This is a genomic window from Afipia broomeae ATCC 49717 (assembly GCF_000314675.2).
In the GTDB taxonomy this organism is placed as follows: domain Bacteria; phylum Pseudomonadota; class Alphaproteobacteria; order Rhizobiales; family Xanthobacteraceae; genus Afipia; species Afipia broomeae.
The window spans coordinates 1909751-1927659 of sequence record NZ_KB375282.1 but is presented as its reverse complement, the minus strand read 5'-3'; the positions used below and the strand labels follow the sequence as shown (position 1 = coordinate 1927659).

The following is a 17909-nucleotide window of genomic DNA, read 5'->3' as shown; positions in this document are numbered from 1 at the left end:
GTCGCTTTGCTCCTCGCAATGACGGTGAGAAATCCTGTTTCGATCGCAGGCTCACTGCGGCGCTTTCGTGTCGCCGCCTGTTTGCGGTTGCCCGCCTTGCGGTGCAGCTCCCTGCTCCCTCGCGCCGCGCCGTTCGCCCTTCTCGCCGCGCTGGCCCTGTCCCTTTTCGCCGCCGCCCGGCCGCTGCTGTTTGCGCGGCGCAAGGTCCGGCGTCGGAGCCTGATAGTCCTTGCTGATGGTCACCTCGCGCCTTCGGACAGATTGGCGAAGCCCGTGGTCACAACCTGATCGTCGACCGTGATGCCCGACGCGATGACGGCGAGGGTTTCGTTCTGCAATGTCACCGTGACGGGGCGCGCGGCGACGGTATTGTCCTGACCGATCACGTAGACGAACGTGCCCGCCGGCCCGCGCTGAACCGCCGCGGTCGGAACCACGATGGCCTTGTCGAGCGTGTTCACCTTGAGGCGCACATTGACGAACTGTCCCGGCCACAACTGAAAATTCGCGTTGGGAAATTCCGCCTTCACCTTCACCGTGCCGGTGGTCTGATCGACCTGATTGTCGACGCCCGTGACCTTTCCGGTATCGGCCACCGTCTTGCCGTCGTTGCCGAACACATCGACCGCGAGCGGCCCCTTTGCCAGCGCCGTGTTGACACGGAAAATCTGTTGCTGCGGCAGACTGAACTGAACGGAGATGGGCTGGAGTTGCGTGATCACCACAACGCCCGTCGCGTCCGAGGTCTGGACGATGTTGCCCTGGTCGACCTGACGCAGTCCGGCGCGGCCAGACAACGGCGCGATGATCTTGGTGTAGCCGAGCGTGGCCTGCGCGTTGTCGATCGCCGCCTGATCGGATTTCACCAGCGCCTCTAGCTGCGCAACCAGCGCCTTCTGGGTGTCGGCCTGCTGCGCGGAGCCTGCCTTGGATGCCGCCAACTGCTGATAGCGGACCAGATCCATGCGCGCGTTGGCGAGGGTGGCTTCGTCCTGCGCCTTCTTGGCGACAGCCTGATCGTACTGCGCCTGGTAAATCACCGGATCGATCTCTGCCAGCACATCACCTTTCTTGACGTCCTGGCCTTCCTTGAAATTGACCGACAGCAGCTTGCCGTTGACCTGCGCGCGCACCGTTACGTTGTTCAGCGCGCGGACGGTGCCGACGCCGTCTAGATAGACCGGAACGTCTTCGATGCGCGGCGTCGTGGCCAGCACGGGAATGGCCAAATCGGGCCGCGTGCGGGTCGCGGTCTCGGTCTTCTTGAAATAGGTCCACCCAAGATAGCCAAGACCGCCGATGATCAGGAGCCACACGGCAATCGAGACGGTTCGCCGCCGCGCGCCGGACGCCACCCGCGCGACTCCTTCGCCAGCCGCTTTGGCCTTTTCATTCAGCTCGGGCTTAAAGAGCATTAGCCGGCCCTTCCGTCCTTGGCGACCAACCACCGCCCAATGCCTGATAGAGAGATACGACCGCCAGCAGCCGGGCGAGTTGGAACTGCGCCAGCGAATCTTCAGCCTGAAATAGCGTCAATTGCGTGTTTAGCACAGTTACGATGTCGGCCGTGCCGGCGCGAAGCTGCCGCTCGGACAACTCGAACGCCCGCCTGGAGGCCGACACCACGATGCGCTGGAGCCGCAGCCGCTCGTTGGCCTGTTTGAGGGTCGAGAGCGCCGTGTCCACATCGGCAAAGGCCGAGACAACGGTCTTGCGATAGGTTTGCAACAACTCGTCCTGCCGTGCCTGCTGCAAGTCGAAGTTGGCCTGAATCCGTCCGGCGTCGAAGATCGGCTGCGTCAGTCCGGCCGCCATATTGAAGAACGCCGATTGCGGCGTGAACAACATCGCCAGTTGCGCGCTCTGGTAGCCGCCCTGTCCGGTGAGCTGAATGCTCGGGAAGAACTGTGCCCGCGCGCTGCCGACATTCGCGGTCGCGGACGCGAGCTGGTTTTCCTGACGCCGGATGTCGGGCCGCTGCGTCAGCAGGTCGGAGGGAATACCCGGGGTGACGCGCGGAATGGCGATGCTGCCGAGCGATCCGCCGGTCAGCCTTACCCGCTCCGGCGGACGCGCGACCAGCGTTGCGAGAATGTTGGCATTCTGATCCAGCGCCTGCCGCAACGGCGGCACCGCTGCCTTCTGGTTCGCAAGCAGACTTTCCTGTTGCGCAAGGTCGAGATCGGAGCCCGTCCCCGAATCGACGCGCGCCTTGATGGCGTCATAGATGCGCTGCGCGCTGGCGATGTTGCGGGTCGCGATGTTGATGCGCTCCTGCGCAGCCACCACCTGGAAGTAGGCATTGGCGACGCTCGCCAACGTGGTCAGCGCCACAACGTCGCGATCGAAGCGATTGGCGTTGGCGGTTTCTTCCGCGGCCAGCAGCGCGTCGCGGTTCTTGCCCCAGAAATCGATCTCGTAGCTCGCGCTGAGGGAGGCAACATGATTCGTCACCTCGCCACGGCCGCCGATCGAGCTGCCTGACGTCACCACGCCGGTATTGCTCGACGAGCGCGACCGCGAGCCGGAGAAGGTGCCGGTGACACTCGGCAGCAGCGCAGCGCCTGCGGTCTGGGCCTGCGCGTCCGCTTGCCGGATGCGGGCAACCGCGGCGGCAATGTCGAGGTTGACGGTCTGGGCCTCCTCCATGAGGACGGTCAGTTCCCTTGAGCGAAAGCCTCGCCACCAGTCCAGCGTCGGCGGTTTGCTCTCCGCGTCACCTGACGCCGCCTTGTAGGCGCCGGGCACGTCCAGCGCGGGGTCCGGCAGATCGGACGTGAGGATGCAGCCGCCCGACATGGCCGCCATGGCCAGCGCCGCGCAAAGCGCGAACGACGGCCGCGGAAATGCTCCACGTCTCGACTTGCAAGGCAGCTCAAACACCGGCGCTAACACTCTCCGAAATGGGCCAGAATCTCATTCTACAGGGCCGTTCTGGCCACGGACAGGCATGTCCTGCCGCCGTCCTCAAGACAAGCGCGACCTGTGCCTCCCGGGTGTCAGGTCCGGAATTCGACTTATCCCCATAAACAAAGGGTTTCCTGCGTTCATCGATCTGAACGGCGGCAAGCCTTACAAAGATTTCATCCGGAGCCGGCGTCAGAGGCTGCAGGCCGGACGTGGCCTTCACACCATGATACCCGGCCTTGCGTCTTTGGCTAAAGGGCGCAAGAATTGTGGCAAGACCAACAGCGAAGGACAGTTCGGCGGAAAGCGGCCGGCGCGCGAGCAGAAGAGTTGGACACAGAGCCACGTCATACTGATGGAATTGCGCGATGTCTGACCCGATCATCCTGACCCCCGACAATGTCGAGGCGGTTTTGCCGGATGTTCCCCGACTGGTCCGGTTTGCATTCAAGTTCGCTTCGAGGCTCCGGCGCGGCACCCTCGACGTCACCCTGCCGAATGGCCGGACGGTGCGCTGCGGCGGTCTCGAGCCCGGCCCCGCCGCGCAAATGACGATCTACAGCTACGGATTTGCATGGCGGCTGGCGCGAGGCGGCGACATCGGCATTGCCGAGGCCTATCTGCGCCGCGAGTGGGACACGCCCAACCTGACGCAGTTCCTTTACATCTTTTGCGTCAATCACGATCTGATCCAGACCATGCTCGGCGGCAAACCGGTTGCGCGGTTCGTGCAGTCGCTGCGCCACTGGTTCAACCGCAACACCAGGCGGCAGGCGCGGCGCAATATCTACGCGCACTACGACATCGGCAATTCGTTCTACTCGGCGTGGCTCGATCCGAGCATGACCTATTCGTCGGCGCTGTTCGAGGACGGCACCAACGATCTCACCGCCGCGCAGCACAACAAGTACCGGCGTCTCGCCGAGGCGATCAACCTTCAGCCCGGACAGAAAGTGCTGGAGATCGGCTGCGGCTGGGGCGGCTTTGCGGAGTACGTCGCCAAGAACTACGACGTCCGGGTTGTCGGGCTGACCATCAGCACCGAGCAGCGCGATTTCGCGCTGAAGCGGATGCAGGCCGCAGGCCTCAGCGAGAAGGTCGAGATCAGGTTTCAGGACTACCGCGACGAGCGCGGACAATATGACCGGATCGCCTCCATCGAAATGATCGAGGCCGTCGGCGAGGAGTTCTGGCCGCAGTATTTCAGCCAGCTTCGGGACCGCCTTGCCCCCGGCGGCCTCGCCGGAATTCAGGCGATTACCATTCAGGACAAGTTCTTCAACGCCTACCGGCGCGAGGTCGATTTCATCCAGCGCTACGTGTTTCCCGGCGGCATGCTGCCGTCGCCGCAGGTGCTGAAATCGCTGGGCGAGAAGTTCGGCGTCCCCGTCATCCGTGAGCGCATTTTTGGAGAAGATTATGCCAAGACGCTTGCGACATGGAGAGACAACTTCCGCGCCGCATGGCCGAACCTGATGCCGCTCGGATTCGACGAGCGCTTCCGGCGGCTGTGGGAATACTACCTTGCCTACTGCGAAGCCGGATTCCTGTCCGGCAATATCGATGTGCGTCAGGTCGTATTCGCCAAATCAGGTTAATTGACCGGTTCAACTTCCTCAAAAAGCGGGCAGATCACGCCTGCACGCGCTGCCCTTGTCGGAACGGCGGGCCGCCTCTAGGTTGATCCCTGAAACAGCAGCCCTTCCCTTTGCTCCTGATACATCCGGTCCCAGGTCCTTCCATATCATGCACATTCGCAAAGACGTCATCGACGCCATCGGCAACACCCCGCTCATCAAGCTGAAGCGCGCATCCGAAGAGACCGGATGCACAATTCTCGGCAAGGCCGAGTTCATGAATCCCGGTCAGTCGGTGAAGGACCGCGCCGGCAAACAGATGATCCTCGAAGCGGAAAAGCGCGGCGACCTGCGGCCCGGCGGTCTGGTCGTCGAGAGCACCGCGGGCAACACCGGAATCGGCCTCGCCCTCGTCGCGGCGGCGCGGGGTTATCGCACCATCATCGTGATTCCGGAAACGCAAAGCCAGGAAAAGAAAGACGTGCTGCGTCTGCTCGGCGCGGAACTGGTCGAAGTGCCGGCGCTGCCCTTCAGCAACCCGAACAACTATCAGCATGTCGGCCGGCGTCTTGCAGATGAGTTGCGCAAGACCGAAAAGAACGGCGTCATCTTCGCCGACCAGTGGAACAACCTCGACAACCGCAAGGCCCACTACGTCTCGACCGGTCCCGAAATCTGGGACCAGACCGACGGCAAGGTCGACGGCTTCATCTGCTCGATCGGCAGCGGTGGCACGCTCGCGGGCACGGCGACGTTCCTGCGCGAGAAGAAGAAAGACATCAAGATCGGCGTCGCCGATCCGCGCGGCGCGGCGATGTACAACTACTTCGATCATGGCGAGGTCAAATCGACCGAGGGCGGATCGATCACCGAAGGCATCGGTCTTGGCCGCGTCACCCCGATCATCGAGGACATCAAGGTCGACAAGGCCTATCTCATCGAGGACTCGGAAGCCGTGCCGATCGTGTTCGACCTGCTTGAGAACGAAGGCATCTGCGTCGGCGGATCGTCGGGCGTGAATATCGCAGGCGCCATCCGTCTGGCGAAGGATCTCGGGCCCGGCCACACCATCGTGACCATCCTGTGCGACTACGGCACGCGCTATCAGTCGAAGCTGTTCAATCCGGAGTTCCTGCGCTCGAAGAACCTGCCGGTGCCTGCATGGCTGGAGCGCAAGAGCACGATCAAGCCGCCGTTTGAGAAGGTGTGAGTTGCCTTTATTGCAAGCGCGAGCGCTTCTGACTTCACCTCTCCCCGTTTACGGGGAGAGGTCGGAGACTGAGCGCAGCGAAGTCTCCGGGTGAGGGGCAGTCGGAAACTACAAAGAGGCCCCTCACCCGCTCGCTTTCGCTCGCGACCTCTCCCCGCACGCGGGGAGAGGTGAAGATGTCACCTCAAGATCTGACTGAGGAACAGCTTGGTCCGCGCGTGCTGCGGGTTCGAGAAGAACTTCTCCGGCGTATTCGCTTCGACGATCTGACCGGCGTCCATGAACACCACGCGGTCGGCGACTTCGCGGGCGAAGCCCATCTCGTGGGTCACCACCAGCATGGTCATGCCCTCTTTCGCCAGATCGACCATGGTGTCGAGCACTTCCTTGACCATCTCGGGATCGAGCGCGGAGGTCGGCTCGTCGAACAGCATCACTTTCGGATTCATCGTCAGCGCGCGCGCAATCGCCACGCGCTGCTGCTGGCCGCCTGAAATCTGGCCGGGATACTTGTTCGCCTTGTCGGGAATCCGCACACGCTCGAGATATTTCATCGCCGCGGCTTCGGCGTCTTTCTTCGGGATGTTGCGCACCCAGATCGGCGCCAGCGTACAGTTTTCCAGCACGGTCAGATGCGGAAACAGATTGAAGCTCTGGAACACCATGCCAACCTCGCGGCGCACCGCATCGATGTGGCGCAGGTTCGGCCCGAGCTCGATATTGTCGACAACGATGCGGCCTTCCTGAAATTCCTCCAGCGCATTGATGCAGCGGATCAGCGTCGATTTGCCGGAGCCGGACGGCCCGCAGACCACGATGCGCTCGCCGCGGCCGACCGCCATGTCGATATCGCGCAGCACATGGAAGTCGCCGAACCACTTGTTGAGGCCCGAGATGTTGACGATTGCGTCTGCGGTCATGGTTTCATCTCAGACATTCTTGTGAACATTCAGGCGCCGCTCCACGAACAGCGAATAGCGCGACATTCCAAAGCAGAACACGAAGTAGATCATTCCGGTGAAGGCGAAGCCGGTGAACAGCGTCGTCGGCGTCGCCCAGTTCGGATCGGCGAACGAGGCCCGCAACTGCCCGAGCAGATCGAAGATCGCCACGATCAGCACCAGCGTGGTGTCCTTGAACAGCGCAATGAAGCTGTTCACCAGCGCCGGAATGACATTCCGCAGCGCCTGCGGCATCACGATCAGACCGGTGGTCTTCCAGTAGGACAGGCCGAGCGCGCTGGCGGCTTCCGCCTGTCCGCGCGGCACGGCCTGCAAGCCGCCGCGAATGACCTCGGCATTGTAGGCACCGGCGAACAGCGCGATGCCGATCAGCACCCGCACCAGACCATCGACTGTGAAGTTCCCCGGCAGAAACAGCGGCAGCATGTAGGTTGCGAAGAACAGCACCGTAATCAGCGGAACGCCGCGCCAGAATTCGATGAAGGCAATCGAAAACACCCGGATCAGCGGAATGGTCGAGCGCCGCCCGAGCGCCAGGATCATTCCGACCGGCATCGACGCGACAATCCCGGTGACCGAGACGACCAGCGTCACCAGCAGACCACCCCATGACCGGGTATCGACGATCGGCAGGCCCCCCTTGTCGAGGCCCATCACCACGATCACGGCAGCAATTCCGGCGAAGATTGCGATGCTCTTGAACAGCGCCCGCCAGCCGTTGCGGAATCCGCCGGTCAGGAAAAACATCAGCAACGAAACAATGATCGCGGTCGCGGCAAGATCGGTCCACAGCGGAGACTGGAAACGCTCGATGTAGTCACGCAACCATTCAACCGGCCAGATCAGGATGGCCAGTCCGTCGCCGATCCATCCGACCAGCCTGCCGACAAACGACAGCCCCTGTCCCAAGGGTCCCACGATTGCCGTGGAGGCCAACCGTGCGCCTGCGTCCTGGAAGCTGGAAGCCAGTCCGGACCCGAGATCGGCCAGCCAGTGAATGGCAAAGCCCTTCAGTCCGCCGCCGCGCAGCAGGAAGAAGCCGATGACGGGATAGGCGGCGAAGAACAGCCCGGAGTTGAGCGCCTTCGCGGGCGCGCGCGGAATCAGTAGCGGCAGGAGCAGAAGTGCGCCGAGCGCGAAGGTCAGATTGACCCGCCAGCGCTGGTCCTCCGGATAGAAGCCGTAGATGAACTGATCGAATTTCGCCTGCACGAACGGCCAGCACGCACCGACCACCCGCCCGGCATTCGCTTCAAGACAGGCATTGCGATCACTGCCGTGCCACACGGCATCGACGAACAGGAATTTCACGGCGGGAACGAGGATCAGCCACAGCAGCGCAGCGCCGATCAGCGTGATCATGATGTTGAGCGGCGAATTGAACAGCCGCTCGCGCGCAAAGCCGATGACACCCGTGGTCCTGACCGGAGCGCGGCGCGGTTCGGCAATCTGCTGCCGGACGAATGACGCGGTCTGCTCCGTCATGTGGCAAGGCTCCGGTTCAGACGCCAGCCGTAGAAACTCATGATCGCGCTCGTGACCAGCGAGATCAGCAGATAAACGCCCATGGTGAGCGCGATGATCTCGACCGCCTGTCCGGTCTGGCTCAGGGTCGTTCCGGCGAACACCGAGAACAGATCGGGATAGCCGATGGCGACCGCGAGCGACGAGTTCTTGGTGAGGTTGAGATACTGATTGGTCAGCGGCGGCAGGATCACCCGCATGGCCTGCGGAATCACCACCAGCCGCAGCGTCTCGCCGCGCGACAACCCCAGGGATGCGCCCGCTTCCATCTGGCCCTTCGGCACGGACTGGATACCGGCACGCACGATCTCGGCGATGAACGCTGCGGTGTAGGTCGAGAGCGCGATGGTGAGCGCGGCAAACTCCGGCAGCACCTTGGCGCCGCCGGCGAAGTTGAAACCTTTCAACTGCGGCATGTCGAATGCGAACGGCGCGCCGAAAATCAGGATGGCCAGCGCGGGAAGACCGACCAGCATCCCCAGCACGAACGGCCAGATCGTCACCTTCACACCGGCGGCAAACAATTGCCTGCGGGCATGGAAGCGCATCAGCAGCGACGCCGCGACAGCGATCACGATGGCGGACACGAACACGCCAAATCCTTGCTGCGGTACCGGATCGGGAACGATCAATCCGCGGTTGCTCAGGAAGACGGTCCCGAACAGCGAGATGCTCTGGCGCGGGCTTGGCAGTGTCGCCAGCACAGCGAGATACCAGAACAGGATCTGGAACAGCAGCGGCAGATTGCGGATCAGCTCGACATAGCCGCCGGAAATCCGCGCCAGCAGCCAGTTCGGCGACAGCCGCCCCAGCGCCACGAGTACGCCGATGATGGTCGCGATGATGATACCGACGATAGAAACCAACAGGGTATTCAGCAGGCCGACGAAAAACACCCGCGCATAGGTGTCGGTCTCCGAATATGGAATCAGCGCCTGGCTGACAGCGAAGCCCGCAGTGTTCGACAGGAAGCCGAAGCCGGACGCGATCCGCTGGGCCTGAAGATTGGCCCGCGCGTTCTCGACAATCTCATATCCAATCCAGACAACGGCCGCGACGAACAGGATCTGAACGATCACACCGCCCCACCCCGCCTGCCCGCCAAGTACGCGGCGAAGCCGTGCAACCAGTTGCAGCGGAGGCTTGCGGGGCTCGGTTGCCATTGCCGTATCCGGCAATGCCGTCAACGGATCGGCGGCGCGTATTGAAGACCGCCCTGATTCCAGAGCTTGTTCAGTCCACGGGCGATGCCGAGCTTGGAGCCTGCGCCGACGTTGCGATCGAACGATTCGCCATAGTTGCCGGTCGCCTTGATGATGCGCGTGACCCAGTCCTTGGTAAGACCGAGCTGTTCGCCGAGATTGCCGTCGGTGCCGAAAATCCGCTTGAGTTCGGGCTTGCTGGACTTCGCCATCTCGTCGACGTTCTTCTGGGTTATCGCATATTCCTCGGCATTGATCATCGCGAACAAAGTCCAGCGCACGATGTCGAACCACTGGTCGTCGCCGTGACGGACCACTGGGCCGAGCGGCTCCTTCGAGATCACTTCCGGCAGAACCGCATGATCGTTCGGTGCGGCGAGCTTGAGGCGCTCGGCGTAAAGCTGCGAAACGTCCGAGGTGAACACGTCGCAGCGACCCGACTCATAGGCCTTAACCGTCTCATCCGCGGTGCCGAACGCGATCAGCTCGTACTTCATGTTGTTACCCTTGAAGTAGTCCGAGACGTTCTGCTCGTTGGTGGTGCCGGTCTGCACGCAGATCGACGCGCTGTTCAGCTCCAGCGCCGAATTGACCTTGAGCGACTTGCGGATCATGAAGCCCTGGCCGTCGTAGTAGGAAATGCCGGTGTAGTTCAGGCCGAGCGAGGTATCGCGCGACAGCGTCCAGGTCGAGTTGCGCGACAGCACATCGATTTCGCCGGACTGCAAGGCTGTGAACCGATCCTTCGCGGACAGCGGTACGAACTTCACCTTGGTCGGATCGTTGAAGATCGCTGCTGCAAGGGCGCGGCAGACGTCGACGTCGAGACCGGCCCAGTTGCCCTTGTCGTCGGGGGCCGAGAATCCGGGCAGACCCTGGCTGACGCCACAGGACAGGCTTCCGCGATCCTTGATGCTCTGAAGCGTGCCCCGATCCTTCGGTTTGTCCTGCGACTGTGCCTGGGCTGCCTGAATGGCGAATGCTGCGAGAATAAGAGCGAGCGATACCCGTTTCATAGAACGACCTTTCCCGGCAATTCCGCGCTGGCGACGAACAACGTCGCACGGAGCGAAATGATCCTGCTGAAGCAACACAAATCCCAGCTAAATATCTGGTCTGCATAACAGAACGCCGAACGCGACGGGTCAAGGGGTTGACGTCCGCCATTGCGGTCAGCTTACTGACCCATAAGGCAGCACATTGCCTTTTGTCGAGCAGTCCCCTCCGCGGCTGCGGCAAGATGTCTTGCACAAGTGATCGTCACATGACTTCCCCAAAAGACAGCCGTCCCTCGAAACCGCTTGATCCGCAGACCGAACTGGTCACGTCCGGGCGCGACACCGTTGCGCAAAAGGGCTTCATCAACCCGCCGATCGTGCGCGGTTCGACAGTGCTTTATCCGACCGCCGAAGACCTCCATGCCCACCGCGGCGAGTTTCAGTACGGGCGGCACGGCACGCCGACCACCAAGGCGCTCCAGCAGGCGCTGATGGCGCTGGAAGGACCGAACTGTGCCGGCGTGGGACTGGCGCCGTCCGGCGTGGGCGCGATTTCCACAGCGCTGCTGGCGATTCTCAAGGCCGGCGATCACTTACTCGTCATCGACAGTGTGTATCGCCCGACACGAAACTTTTGCGACAGCGTGCTCAAGCGGTATGGCGTCGAGACCACCTATTTCGATCCGCTGATCGGAGCAGGCGTCGAAAAGCTGTTCAAGCCAAACACCAGGGCCGTCCTTGTCGAAGCGCCGGGATCGCAGTCATTCGAGATGCCGGATATTCCGGCCATCGCGGCCGTCGCGCATGCCAGGGGCGCGCTGGTTGTGGACGACAACACCTGGGCGACGCCGCTGTTTCATCGCTCGCTCGATCAGGGCGTCGACATCAGCATTCAGGCCGGAACAAAATATATCGGCGGCCACTCGGACATCATGTTCGGGACGATCTCGGCGAACGCAAAGACGTGGCCTTTGATCACCGAAGCGATTCGGCTGCTCGGCGTCTGCGCCGGTCCCGACGATGTCTTTCTCGCGCTGCGCGGACTCCGGACGCTGTCCGTGCGCCTCGCCCATCACCAGCAGGCGGGTCTCGAGATGGCGCGCTGGTTCGCATCGCGTCCGGAAGTTTTGCGGGTCATTCATCCGGCGCTGGAGACCGATCCGGGACACGCGATCTGGAAGCGCGACTTCACCGGCGCCACGGGCCTGTTCAGCATCGTGCTGAAGCCGGCATCGAAGCAGGCGGTCGATGCGTTCCTCGACACGGTCACGCTGTTCGGCATGGGCTATTCGTGGGGTGGCTTCGAGAGCCTCGTCATTCCGTTCGACTGCGCGTCCTATCGCACGGCTACAACATGGAATCCGGGCGGGCCGACGCTGCGTTTCCACATCGGTCTGGAAAATCTTGACGACCTGAAGGCCGATCTTGAGCGAGGTTTCGCGGCGCTGAAGGCGGCGGCGTAATCTCACTTTTCGACATTGCGAGCGAAGCGAAGCAATCCACAGCGACGTGCAACAATGGATTGCTTCGTCGCTTACGCTCCTCGCAATGACGGGGTGCTGACTTTTCAGTTCTTCTCGACCTTCGATCCCGACCCGCGGTTCTTCAGGATCAGCATGATGTTGCGGATATAGATGATCGTCGCCAGTCCCTGCCCCAGAATAATCACCGGCTCGCGCTTGGCGATGCCGTAGATCAGGGTCATGAACCCGCCGCCCATCGAAAAGAACCAGAATGCCATCGGCACAACGCTCTGGCCGGCGCGCTCGCTCGAAATCCACTGCACGAGAAACCGCGCCGTGAACAGCAACTGCGCGATCAGGCCGAACGCGAGCCAGAAATCGAACTTCGCGACGAACACATCGTAGAGATAATTGCCAAGATCCTGACCGAACTGAATCAGCATCAGGTCACCTCCGTTGCGACCGGCGTGGATTTCTTGCGGCGGATCAGCCACCACACGCCCGCAAGATCCATGATCCCGATCCAGAGCCGGTCGAAGAACCCGTAGTTCGACACGCCGGAATGCCGAGGACGGTCAATCACATCGACATAGACGATGTCGTAACCCTCCCGCCGCACCAGCGCCGGAAGAAAACGATGCAGACCATCGAAATATGGCAAAGCAAGGAACACATCGCGGCGCAGCGCCTTCAATCCGCAGCCGGTGTCGCGGGTGCCGTCATGCAGGATCGCGTTGCGCACGCCGTTGGCCGCGCGCGACTGAAACCGCTTGAAGCCGGTGTCCTTGCGGCCGACGCGCTGTCCCGCCGCGAGGCCGACCTTGTCGCCGCCCTTCTCGATCGCCTCGATCAAGGCCGGAAGAAACGCCGGATTGTTCTGCCCGTCGCCATCGAGCGTCGCGACGATCTTTCCCCGCGCCGCGCGAACGCCGGTCCGCACCGCGGCCGACTGGCCGCTTGAGGCGGCGTGCCGGATCTGGCGCACATTACCGCGCGCCTTCATCTCGGCGGCGAGCCGCTCGCCGGTTGCATCCGTCGATCCGTCGTTGACGTAGATGATCTCGTAGGCCCAGCGGCCATCGAGCGCCGCCGCGATCTCGGCGATCAGCGGCGCGACGTTGTCCTGTTCGTTGCGGACGGGAACCACAATCGATACGTCGGGGGCCGGCAGGCCGGGGATGCTGGATTGATCGTTCATATCTCGATGGGTCCGAAAACCCGAAAACGCGGTCAAAACCGTACCGGGCGACCGCTTCTTATGGTGCGAACGCCCCGCGGGCAACCCTTTTCAGGGCGGACCAGGACGGTCCTGCGAGGGTTTCAATGGCCCCGCCGCTCACGATTTTGAACCCGAGACGGCGGGCCGCGAACCAGTACTGGACGATCATCGCGCCGATGATGCCGGTCAGCGCCCCCGCGACCACGTCGCTCGGGTGATGGGCCAGCAGAACCACCCGGCTGACGCAGATCAGCACCGCATAGACGAACATGAAAAGCGTCATCCGCCGCCACACGGCGGAGACCGCGAAGGCGAGCGCAAACGCCGTGGTCGCGTGACCGGACGGCAGGCTCTCGAAGGCCGGATTGCCCGCAAAATGCTGGTAGAAAAACGCGTTGGCATCGCCGCCGACAAAAGGCCGGCTCCGGCCGATGATGTATTTCAGAAGTTCGCCGCACAGAACCGCGAACAGCACCGCGAAGAACAGATACTGAATGCGCACGCCAAACGCGATCAGCATTGATCGCAAGACGTCGCTGAGCAACGGCTGGATCAGCAGAATGATGAAGAGCAGTCCCGCCAGCGTCCACAGCACATAAGTCGACTTGCCGAAATCGGTGAAGATCCGCAGCCACCACAGGCTGGCAGTGCCGCGCGCGGGCATCTGCTTGATGGCGGCGACATCGACTGCGAACATCAGAATGCCGATGGCGATCGCCGTCAGTGCGGCCACCCCGATCCATCTCCGCGCCAGAGCGCGGCGCGCCTCGGCACGCCGCGAGTGCGACGACGCACGCACCAGCCGCGCCACCGACTGCCACGCGACCTGCCCGACCAGCGTCACATAATTTGCCGGTCGCGCGCCGGGTCCAGTCGCCATTTACTCCGTACCTTCGGAGCGGAAGATAGCGACCGAAATCGCGCGGCCTTGCGAGAAATTATAACCATCGATGCGCGTGCCGGCGTTGTAGCGCAGCCCGATTGCTTCTGCGCGCTGCGCGAACGCGCGCTCCTCGCGCCATTCCACCAGCGCAAACCGGCAGCTTCCCTGCAACAGGAAGTCCGCCGCGCCCGAGCCGTTGGTCAGGACGGTCGACGTGCCCACCATGAAGACGAGGCTCGGCTCCTGGAAACCTGCGGCCGCGGCTGCCGGTCCGACGCATTCGACGCTGCGCAGCGCACGCGCGATCTGGACGCTCGGGAACAACGGCGCAAGCGACGGCACCACGACGCCGTAAATACACGCCGCCATGAACCACGATGCGCCGATCGCATTCAGCAGAGAACGCTCGGCGTGAGTGTCGTCATACATCCACCAGGCGAAGAGTCCGAAGATCAACGCACCAGCCGCGAACGGCCAGGCCAGAAACTCCGGCTGCCGCAGCAGCGCGATCGCTCCGATGATGGATGCGACGGTGATGATCAGCGGCAACACGAACCACCATGCCGACCCGCGCACGATCCATGCGGAACGCGACAGCACTTTGCGCTCCAGCGCGCCGACGATCAGGATGGCGATGGCCGGATAAAGCGGCAGCACATAGTGCGGCAGCTTGGTGATGACGAGTTCGAAGACGATCCAGGCCGGCAACAGCCATGCCAGCAGGAACTGCGCACCGGGTTCGCGGCGCGCGCGCCAGATCGCCGGGGTCGCCATGCCGGCCATCGCGGCGCCGGGCCAGAACGTCACCCAGAACAGGACAAAATAGAGTCCCGGCGGCGCGCCATGCGACTCCTGCGGACTGGCGACCTTGCTCAGCATGTCGGCGCCAAGCGAATTTGCGAAGAAGGTATCGCCGGCCTTGAGGAAGATCGCGATGAACCACGGCAGCACCAGCACCAGCGTCCACATCAATCCCCAGACCGGACGCAGACGCCACAGCCACGCCGACGAACGATCGAGAACCGCGAGGGTCACGACGGTCGTCGCGACGAACATCAGGATCAGCGGGCCCTTCAGCAGAATGCCGCCCGCAATTGCGGTCCAGAACACAAACGCAAGTGTCCACGACGGATGTGGATTGTCGTCGCCGCGCTGCCACGACAGATAGGCTCGCGCCATCGCGCCCATCACGGCCGTGGTGGTCAGCAGCAGCATCGCATCGGTCTTGGCGAGGCGCGCTTCGACACCCAGCAAAATCGAACTGCACATGATCAGGCCGGCGATCAGCGCGCCCCGCCGGGTCACGAAGGCCAGCGCCGTCCAGTACGTGAGCAGCACGGCGCCGATCGCGCCGATCATGGAGGGAATGCGGTAAAGCCAGATGCGAACCTGCGCGCGCGGCAGGCCGAGCTTGGATGCGGTTTCCACGACGGCGGCCTGCAGCCAATAGATGCCGACGGGCTTCTTGTAGCGCACCTCGTCCTGGAAACGGATGTCGACGAAATCGCCGCTCTCAACCATCTGCTTCGTCGCCTGCGCGAAGCGGGCTTCGTCACGGTCGACCGGCGGAATGTTGAAGAAACCGGGCAGGAAAAACAGCAGGCCGACCAGCACAAGCAGGGTGACGGCGCGGGCATGGCTCCCGACCGCGACGTCAACGACGCGCGCGAGTCCACTGCCCGGGTTTTTCTGTTCCACGGGCTCGCGCGGCGCGCCAAATCGGGGTCTTGGGTAGCTCTCAGCCATCGGTTCCGCATACGCTGAAACCGATAGCCGGACAACAGGTTGAGCCCGCCCTACTGAATTCTCACGACGACTGTGTCCGCCGCGCCAGTCGCATCCATCACCGTCAGCCGGACGAAGCCCGGCCCCGGCGGATCGACCAGTTTCTGGCGCCGGCTGTCGATATTTCCGACCGCGACGCCGTTAACCATCATGGTCATGGGCAGCACCCCGCCCGCGACCTTGACTGGCATGGCCGACTGGCCCGTCTCGCCGCCGCCATAGGCGTCGATCCGCGAGCCGTTCAGGGGGAACTGAATGCGCAGTGCCTGTTCGCTGCCGGTCCGGACGAAGTCGCCAGACGGACGGAAACGCCGGAGCGGCAGCGGCAGCCTGGCGTTGCTCGCCATCAGCGTTCCTTTCGGGGCTTTCGGCAGCGCCATGGGCAGCTTCCCGGTGCGTGCGAAGGCATCGAACAGGATCGGAGCCGCCGCCGTCCGGCCGGTCAGGCCCGGAACCGGGGCACCGTCAGGACGGCCGACCCAAACGCCGATGGTCATCCGGCCGTCAAAACCGACCGACCAGGCATCGCGGTAGCCGTAGCTCGTGCCCGTTTTAAACGCGAGCCGGTTATGCGGCGCATTGTCCGGCGGCGGCGTGCCCATCAGCACATTGCCGACCAGCCATGCGGCCGATGGATCGAGCAGACGCCGCGTCTCGGGCTCGGCTGCGTCGTCCGGCCGCACGATTTCCCGCAGCGCTGTCGTCTCGCCAAGCTGGGGGAAACCCGAATAGAGCCGGACGAGATCATTCAGTGTGACGCCGACGCCGCCGAGGCCCATGGCAAGACCGGGCGTTTCATCCTTGGGCAGGATCAGGTTCGCGCCCGCCTGCTTGATCCGCGCGGTGAGCCGGTTGGAGCCGATGCGGTCGAGCAGCGCGATGGCCGGCACGTTCAGCGACATCTGCAAGGCCTTGCGCACAGTGACGGTGCCCTGAAACGTCATGTCGAAGTTTTCCGGGGCGTAGCTGCCGTAGCGGATCGGACGGTCCTCGATCAGGCTTTCGGGATGCACGAAGCCATCCTCGAACGCGAGACCGTAGATAAACGGCTTCAGCGTCGAGCCTGGCGAGCGCACCGCGCGGGTCATGTCCACCTGCCCTGCACGCCTTGTGTCGAAGTAATCGGACGATCCGACATGCGCCAGCACATCGCCGCTCTCGTTGTCGACCGCGAGAATGCCGACCGAGACGTCAGGTCCGAGTGCAATCGCGCGATCCCGTGCCAGCGACTCCAGCGCTTTCTGAATCGTTGAATCCAGTGTGAGCTGAATCACCGGCGTGTCCTTCATGATCGCGAGCGACTGATCGGTCGCATGCGGCGCGAGCAGCGGCATCGGTTTGCGCAATCGCGGCACGATCTCGCGTTTGGCGTGCGCCGCATCGTCGGCGGAAACGCGGCCGTCTTCCACCATGCGCGCGAGCACGCGATCCCGCGCAGCCTGCGCCACCTCGGGATGACGATCGAGCCGCCGCGTTTCCGGCGACTGCGGCAGCGCCACCAGCAGCGCGGACTCTGCAAGCGAGAGCCGCTTCGGCTCCTTGCCGAAGTATGCGAACGAGGCCGCGCGGACGCCCTCGAGGTTTCCGCCGAACGGCGCCAGCGTCAGATAGAGATCGAGGATCTCGTCCTTGCTCAGTGTGCGCTCGAGCTGGATCGCGCGCACCATCTGGCGCAGCTTGGCCGTCACCGAGCGCTCCTGCCGCGGCTCCATCAGCCGCGCCACCTGCATGGTGATGGTCGAGCCGCCGGACACGATGTGTCCGCGCGTGACGAGCTGGGCCGCGGCGCGTCCCATCGCCAGCGGATCGACACCGATATGCGAGCGGAAGCGCTTGTCCTCGTAGCTCAGCAGCAGATTGAGATAGCCGGGATCGACATCCTTGGCGTGAGCAGGCAGGCGCCACCTCCCGTCCGCCATGGCGAACGCGCGCAACAGCTTGCCGTTGCGGTCGAGTATGGTGGTGGAGACCTTCTTTGCGTCGGTGAATGGCAGCGGCGGGAGTGAGGCGATCCAGATGGCGGCGGCGATGACCAGGAAAGCAAACACAGCCATGGTCGATAGTGCGAAGCTGCGAAGTATGTCTCTCGGCGGTGCCGACCTTGCAGCGAGCGAAATCGGCCCCCTCTCCCCGGTGGGGAGAGGGTTGGGGTGAGGGGCTCTCGATCCATCGATAGATT

The 17909-nt window shown here is 63.2% G+C and carries 14 protein-coding genes and 1 pseudogene; 4 read left to right on the top strand and 11 right to left on the bottom strand.

The genetic code is table 11. The annotated features are described in order from the left end of the window. Positions 1–51: 51 nt before the first annotated feature. Positions 52–1415, bottom strand: a pseudogene (locus tag HMPREF9695_RS08910) (efflux RND transporter periplasmic adaptor subunit). Then, the gene (locus HMPREF9695_RS08905) at positions 1405–2808 is read right to left on the bottom strand and encodes an efflux transporter outer membrane subunit (protein WP_006020513.1); all 1404 of its coding nucleotides are present in this window, start codon (positions 2806–2808) and stop codon (positions 1405–1407) included. The pseudogene HMPREF9695_RS08910 and the gene HMPREF9695_RS08905 overlap by 11 nt, the downstream one beginning before the upstream one ends. On the opposite strand from HMPREF9695_RS08905, the gene HMPREF9695_RS26620 reads away from it, so the two are divergent. The 3 genes from HMPREF9695_RS26620 (at position 2783) to HMPREF9695_RS08890 (ending at position 5694) form a co-directional block, all read left to right on the top strand. Then, positions 2783–3283 carry a hypothetical protein gene (locus HMPREF9695_RS26620; RefSeq protein WP_208856380.1) on the top strand — a complete coding sequence of 167 codons (501 nt, stop codon included), beginning with the start codon at positions 2783–2785 and terminating at the stop codon, positions 3281–3283. The two genes, HMPREF9695_RS08905 and HMPREF9695_RS26620, sit on opposite strands and share 26 nt — an antisense overlap. Next, positions 3276–4505: an SAM-dependent methyltransferase gene (locus HMPREF9695_RS08895; RefSeq protein WP_006020511.1), complete on the top strand. Its 1230-nt coding sequence runs from the start codon at positions 3276–3278 to the stop codon at positions 4503–4505. The genes HMPREF9695_RS26620 and HMPREF9695_RS08895 overlap by 8 nt, the downstream gene beginning before the upstream one ends. A 148-nt stretch (positions 4506–4653) precedes the next feature. Next, positions 4654–5694: a cysteine synthase A gene (locus HMPREF9695_RS08890; protein WP_006020510.1), complete on the top strand. Its 1041-nt coding sequence runs from the start codon at positions 4654–4656 to the stop codon at positions 5692–5694. A gap of 179 nt (positions 5695–5873) precedes the next feature. Here the strand turns inward: HMPREF9695_RS08890 and HMPREF9695_RS08885 are convergent, their stop codons facing one another. The 4 genes from HMPREF9695_RS08885 to HMPREF9695_RS08870 are packed head-to-tail and all read right to left on the bottom strand — an operon-like array spanning position 5874 to position 10398. Further along, positions 5874–6614 (bottom strand): amino acid ABC transporter ATP-binding protein, encoded by a 741-nt coding sequence (locus HMPREF9695_RS08885; protein WP_006020509.1) that lies wholly within the window; start codon positions 6612–6614, stop codon positions 5874–5876. A gap of 9 nt (positions 6615–6623) precedes the next feature. Further along, on the bottom strand, positions 6624–8141 hold the full coding sequence (locus HMPREF9695_RS08880) for an amino acid ABC transporter permease (RefSeq protein WP_006020508.1): 1518 nt from the start codon (positions 8139–8141) through the stop codon (positions 6624–6626). Continuing rightward, positions 8138–9343, bottom strand: a complete 1206-nt coding sequence (locus HMPREF9695_RS08875) for an amino acid ABC transporter permease (protein WP_006020507.1) — start codon at positions 9341–9343, stop codon at positions 8138–8140. Before HMPREF9695_RS08875 ends, HMPREF9695_RS08880 begins: the two co-directional genes overlap by 4 nt. Before the next feature lie 20 nt (positions 9344–9363). Beyond that, positions 9364–10398 (bottom strand): amino acid ABC transporter substrate-binding protein, encoded by a 1035-nt coding sequence (locus tag HMPREF9695_RS08870; RefSeq protein WP_006020506.1) that lies wholly within the window; start codon positions 10396–10398, stop codon positions 9364–9366. Between the two features lie 248 nt (positions 10399–10646). On the opposite strand from HMPREF9695_RS08870, the gene metC reads away from it, so the two are divergent. Beyond that, a complete protein-coding gene (gene metC, locus HMPREF9695_RS08865; protein WP_006020505.1) occupies positions 10647–11843 on the top strand; it encodes a cystathionine beta-lyase in 1197 nt (398 codons plus the stop codon). Positions 11844–11947: 104 nt separating this feature from the next. Here the strand turns inward: metC and HMPREF9695_RS08860 are convergent, their stop codons facing one another. The 5 genes from HMPREF9695_RS08860 to pbpC are packed head-to-tail and all read right to left on the bottom strand — an operon-like array spanning position 11948 to position 17784. Further along, entirely contained in the window at positions 11948–12286 is a 339-nt protein-coding gene (locus tag HMPREF9695_RS08860) for a lipid-A-disaccharide synthase N-terminal domain-containing protein (protein ID WP_006020504.1), read from the bottom strand. Next, complete coding sequence (locus HMPREF9695_RS08855) at positions 12286–13041, bottom strand: glycosyltransferase family 2 protein (RefSeq protein ID WP_006020503.1); 756 nt, start codon at positions 13039–13041, stop codon at positions 12286–12288. Before HMPREF9695_RS08855 ends, HMPREF9695_RS08860 begins: the two co-directional genes overlap by 1 nt. A gap of 58 nt (positions 13042–13099) precedes the next feature. Continuing rightward, positions 13100–13942: a phosphatase PAP2 family protein gene (locus HMPREF9695_RS08850; protein WP_006020502.1), complete on the bottom strand. Its 843-nt coding sequence runs from the start codon at positions 13940–13942 to the stop codon at positions 13100–13102. Continuing rightward, a complete protein-coding gene (locus HMPREF9695_RS08845; RefSeq protein WP_006020501.1) occupies positions 13943–15691 on the bottom strand; it encodes an ArnT family glycosyltransferase in 1749 nt (582 codons plus the stop codon). A 50-nt stretch (positions 15692–15741) separates the two neighbouring features. After that, complete coding sequence (gene pbpC, locus HMPREF9695_RS08840; RefSeq protein WP_245258732.1) at positions 15742–17784, bottom strand: penicillin-binding protein 1C; 2043 nt, start codon at positions 17782–17784, stop codon at positions 15742–15744. Between the last annotated feature and the right edge of the window lie 125 nt (positions 17785–17909).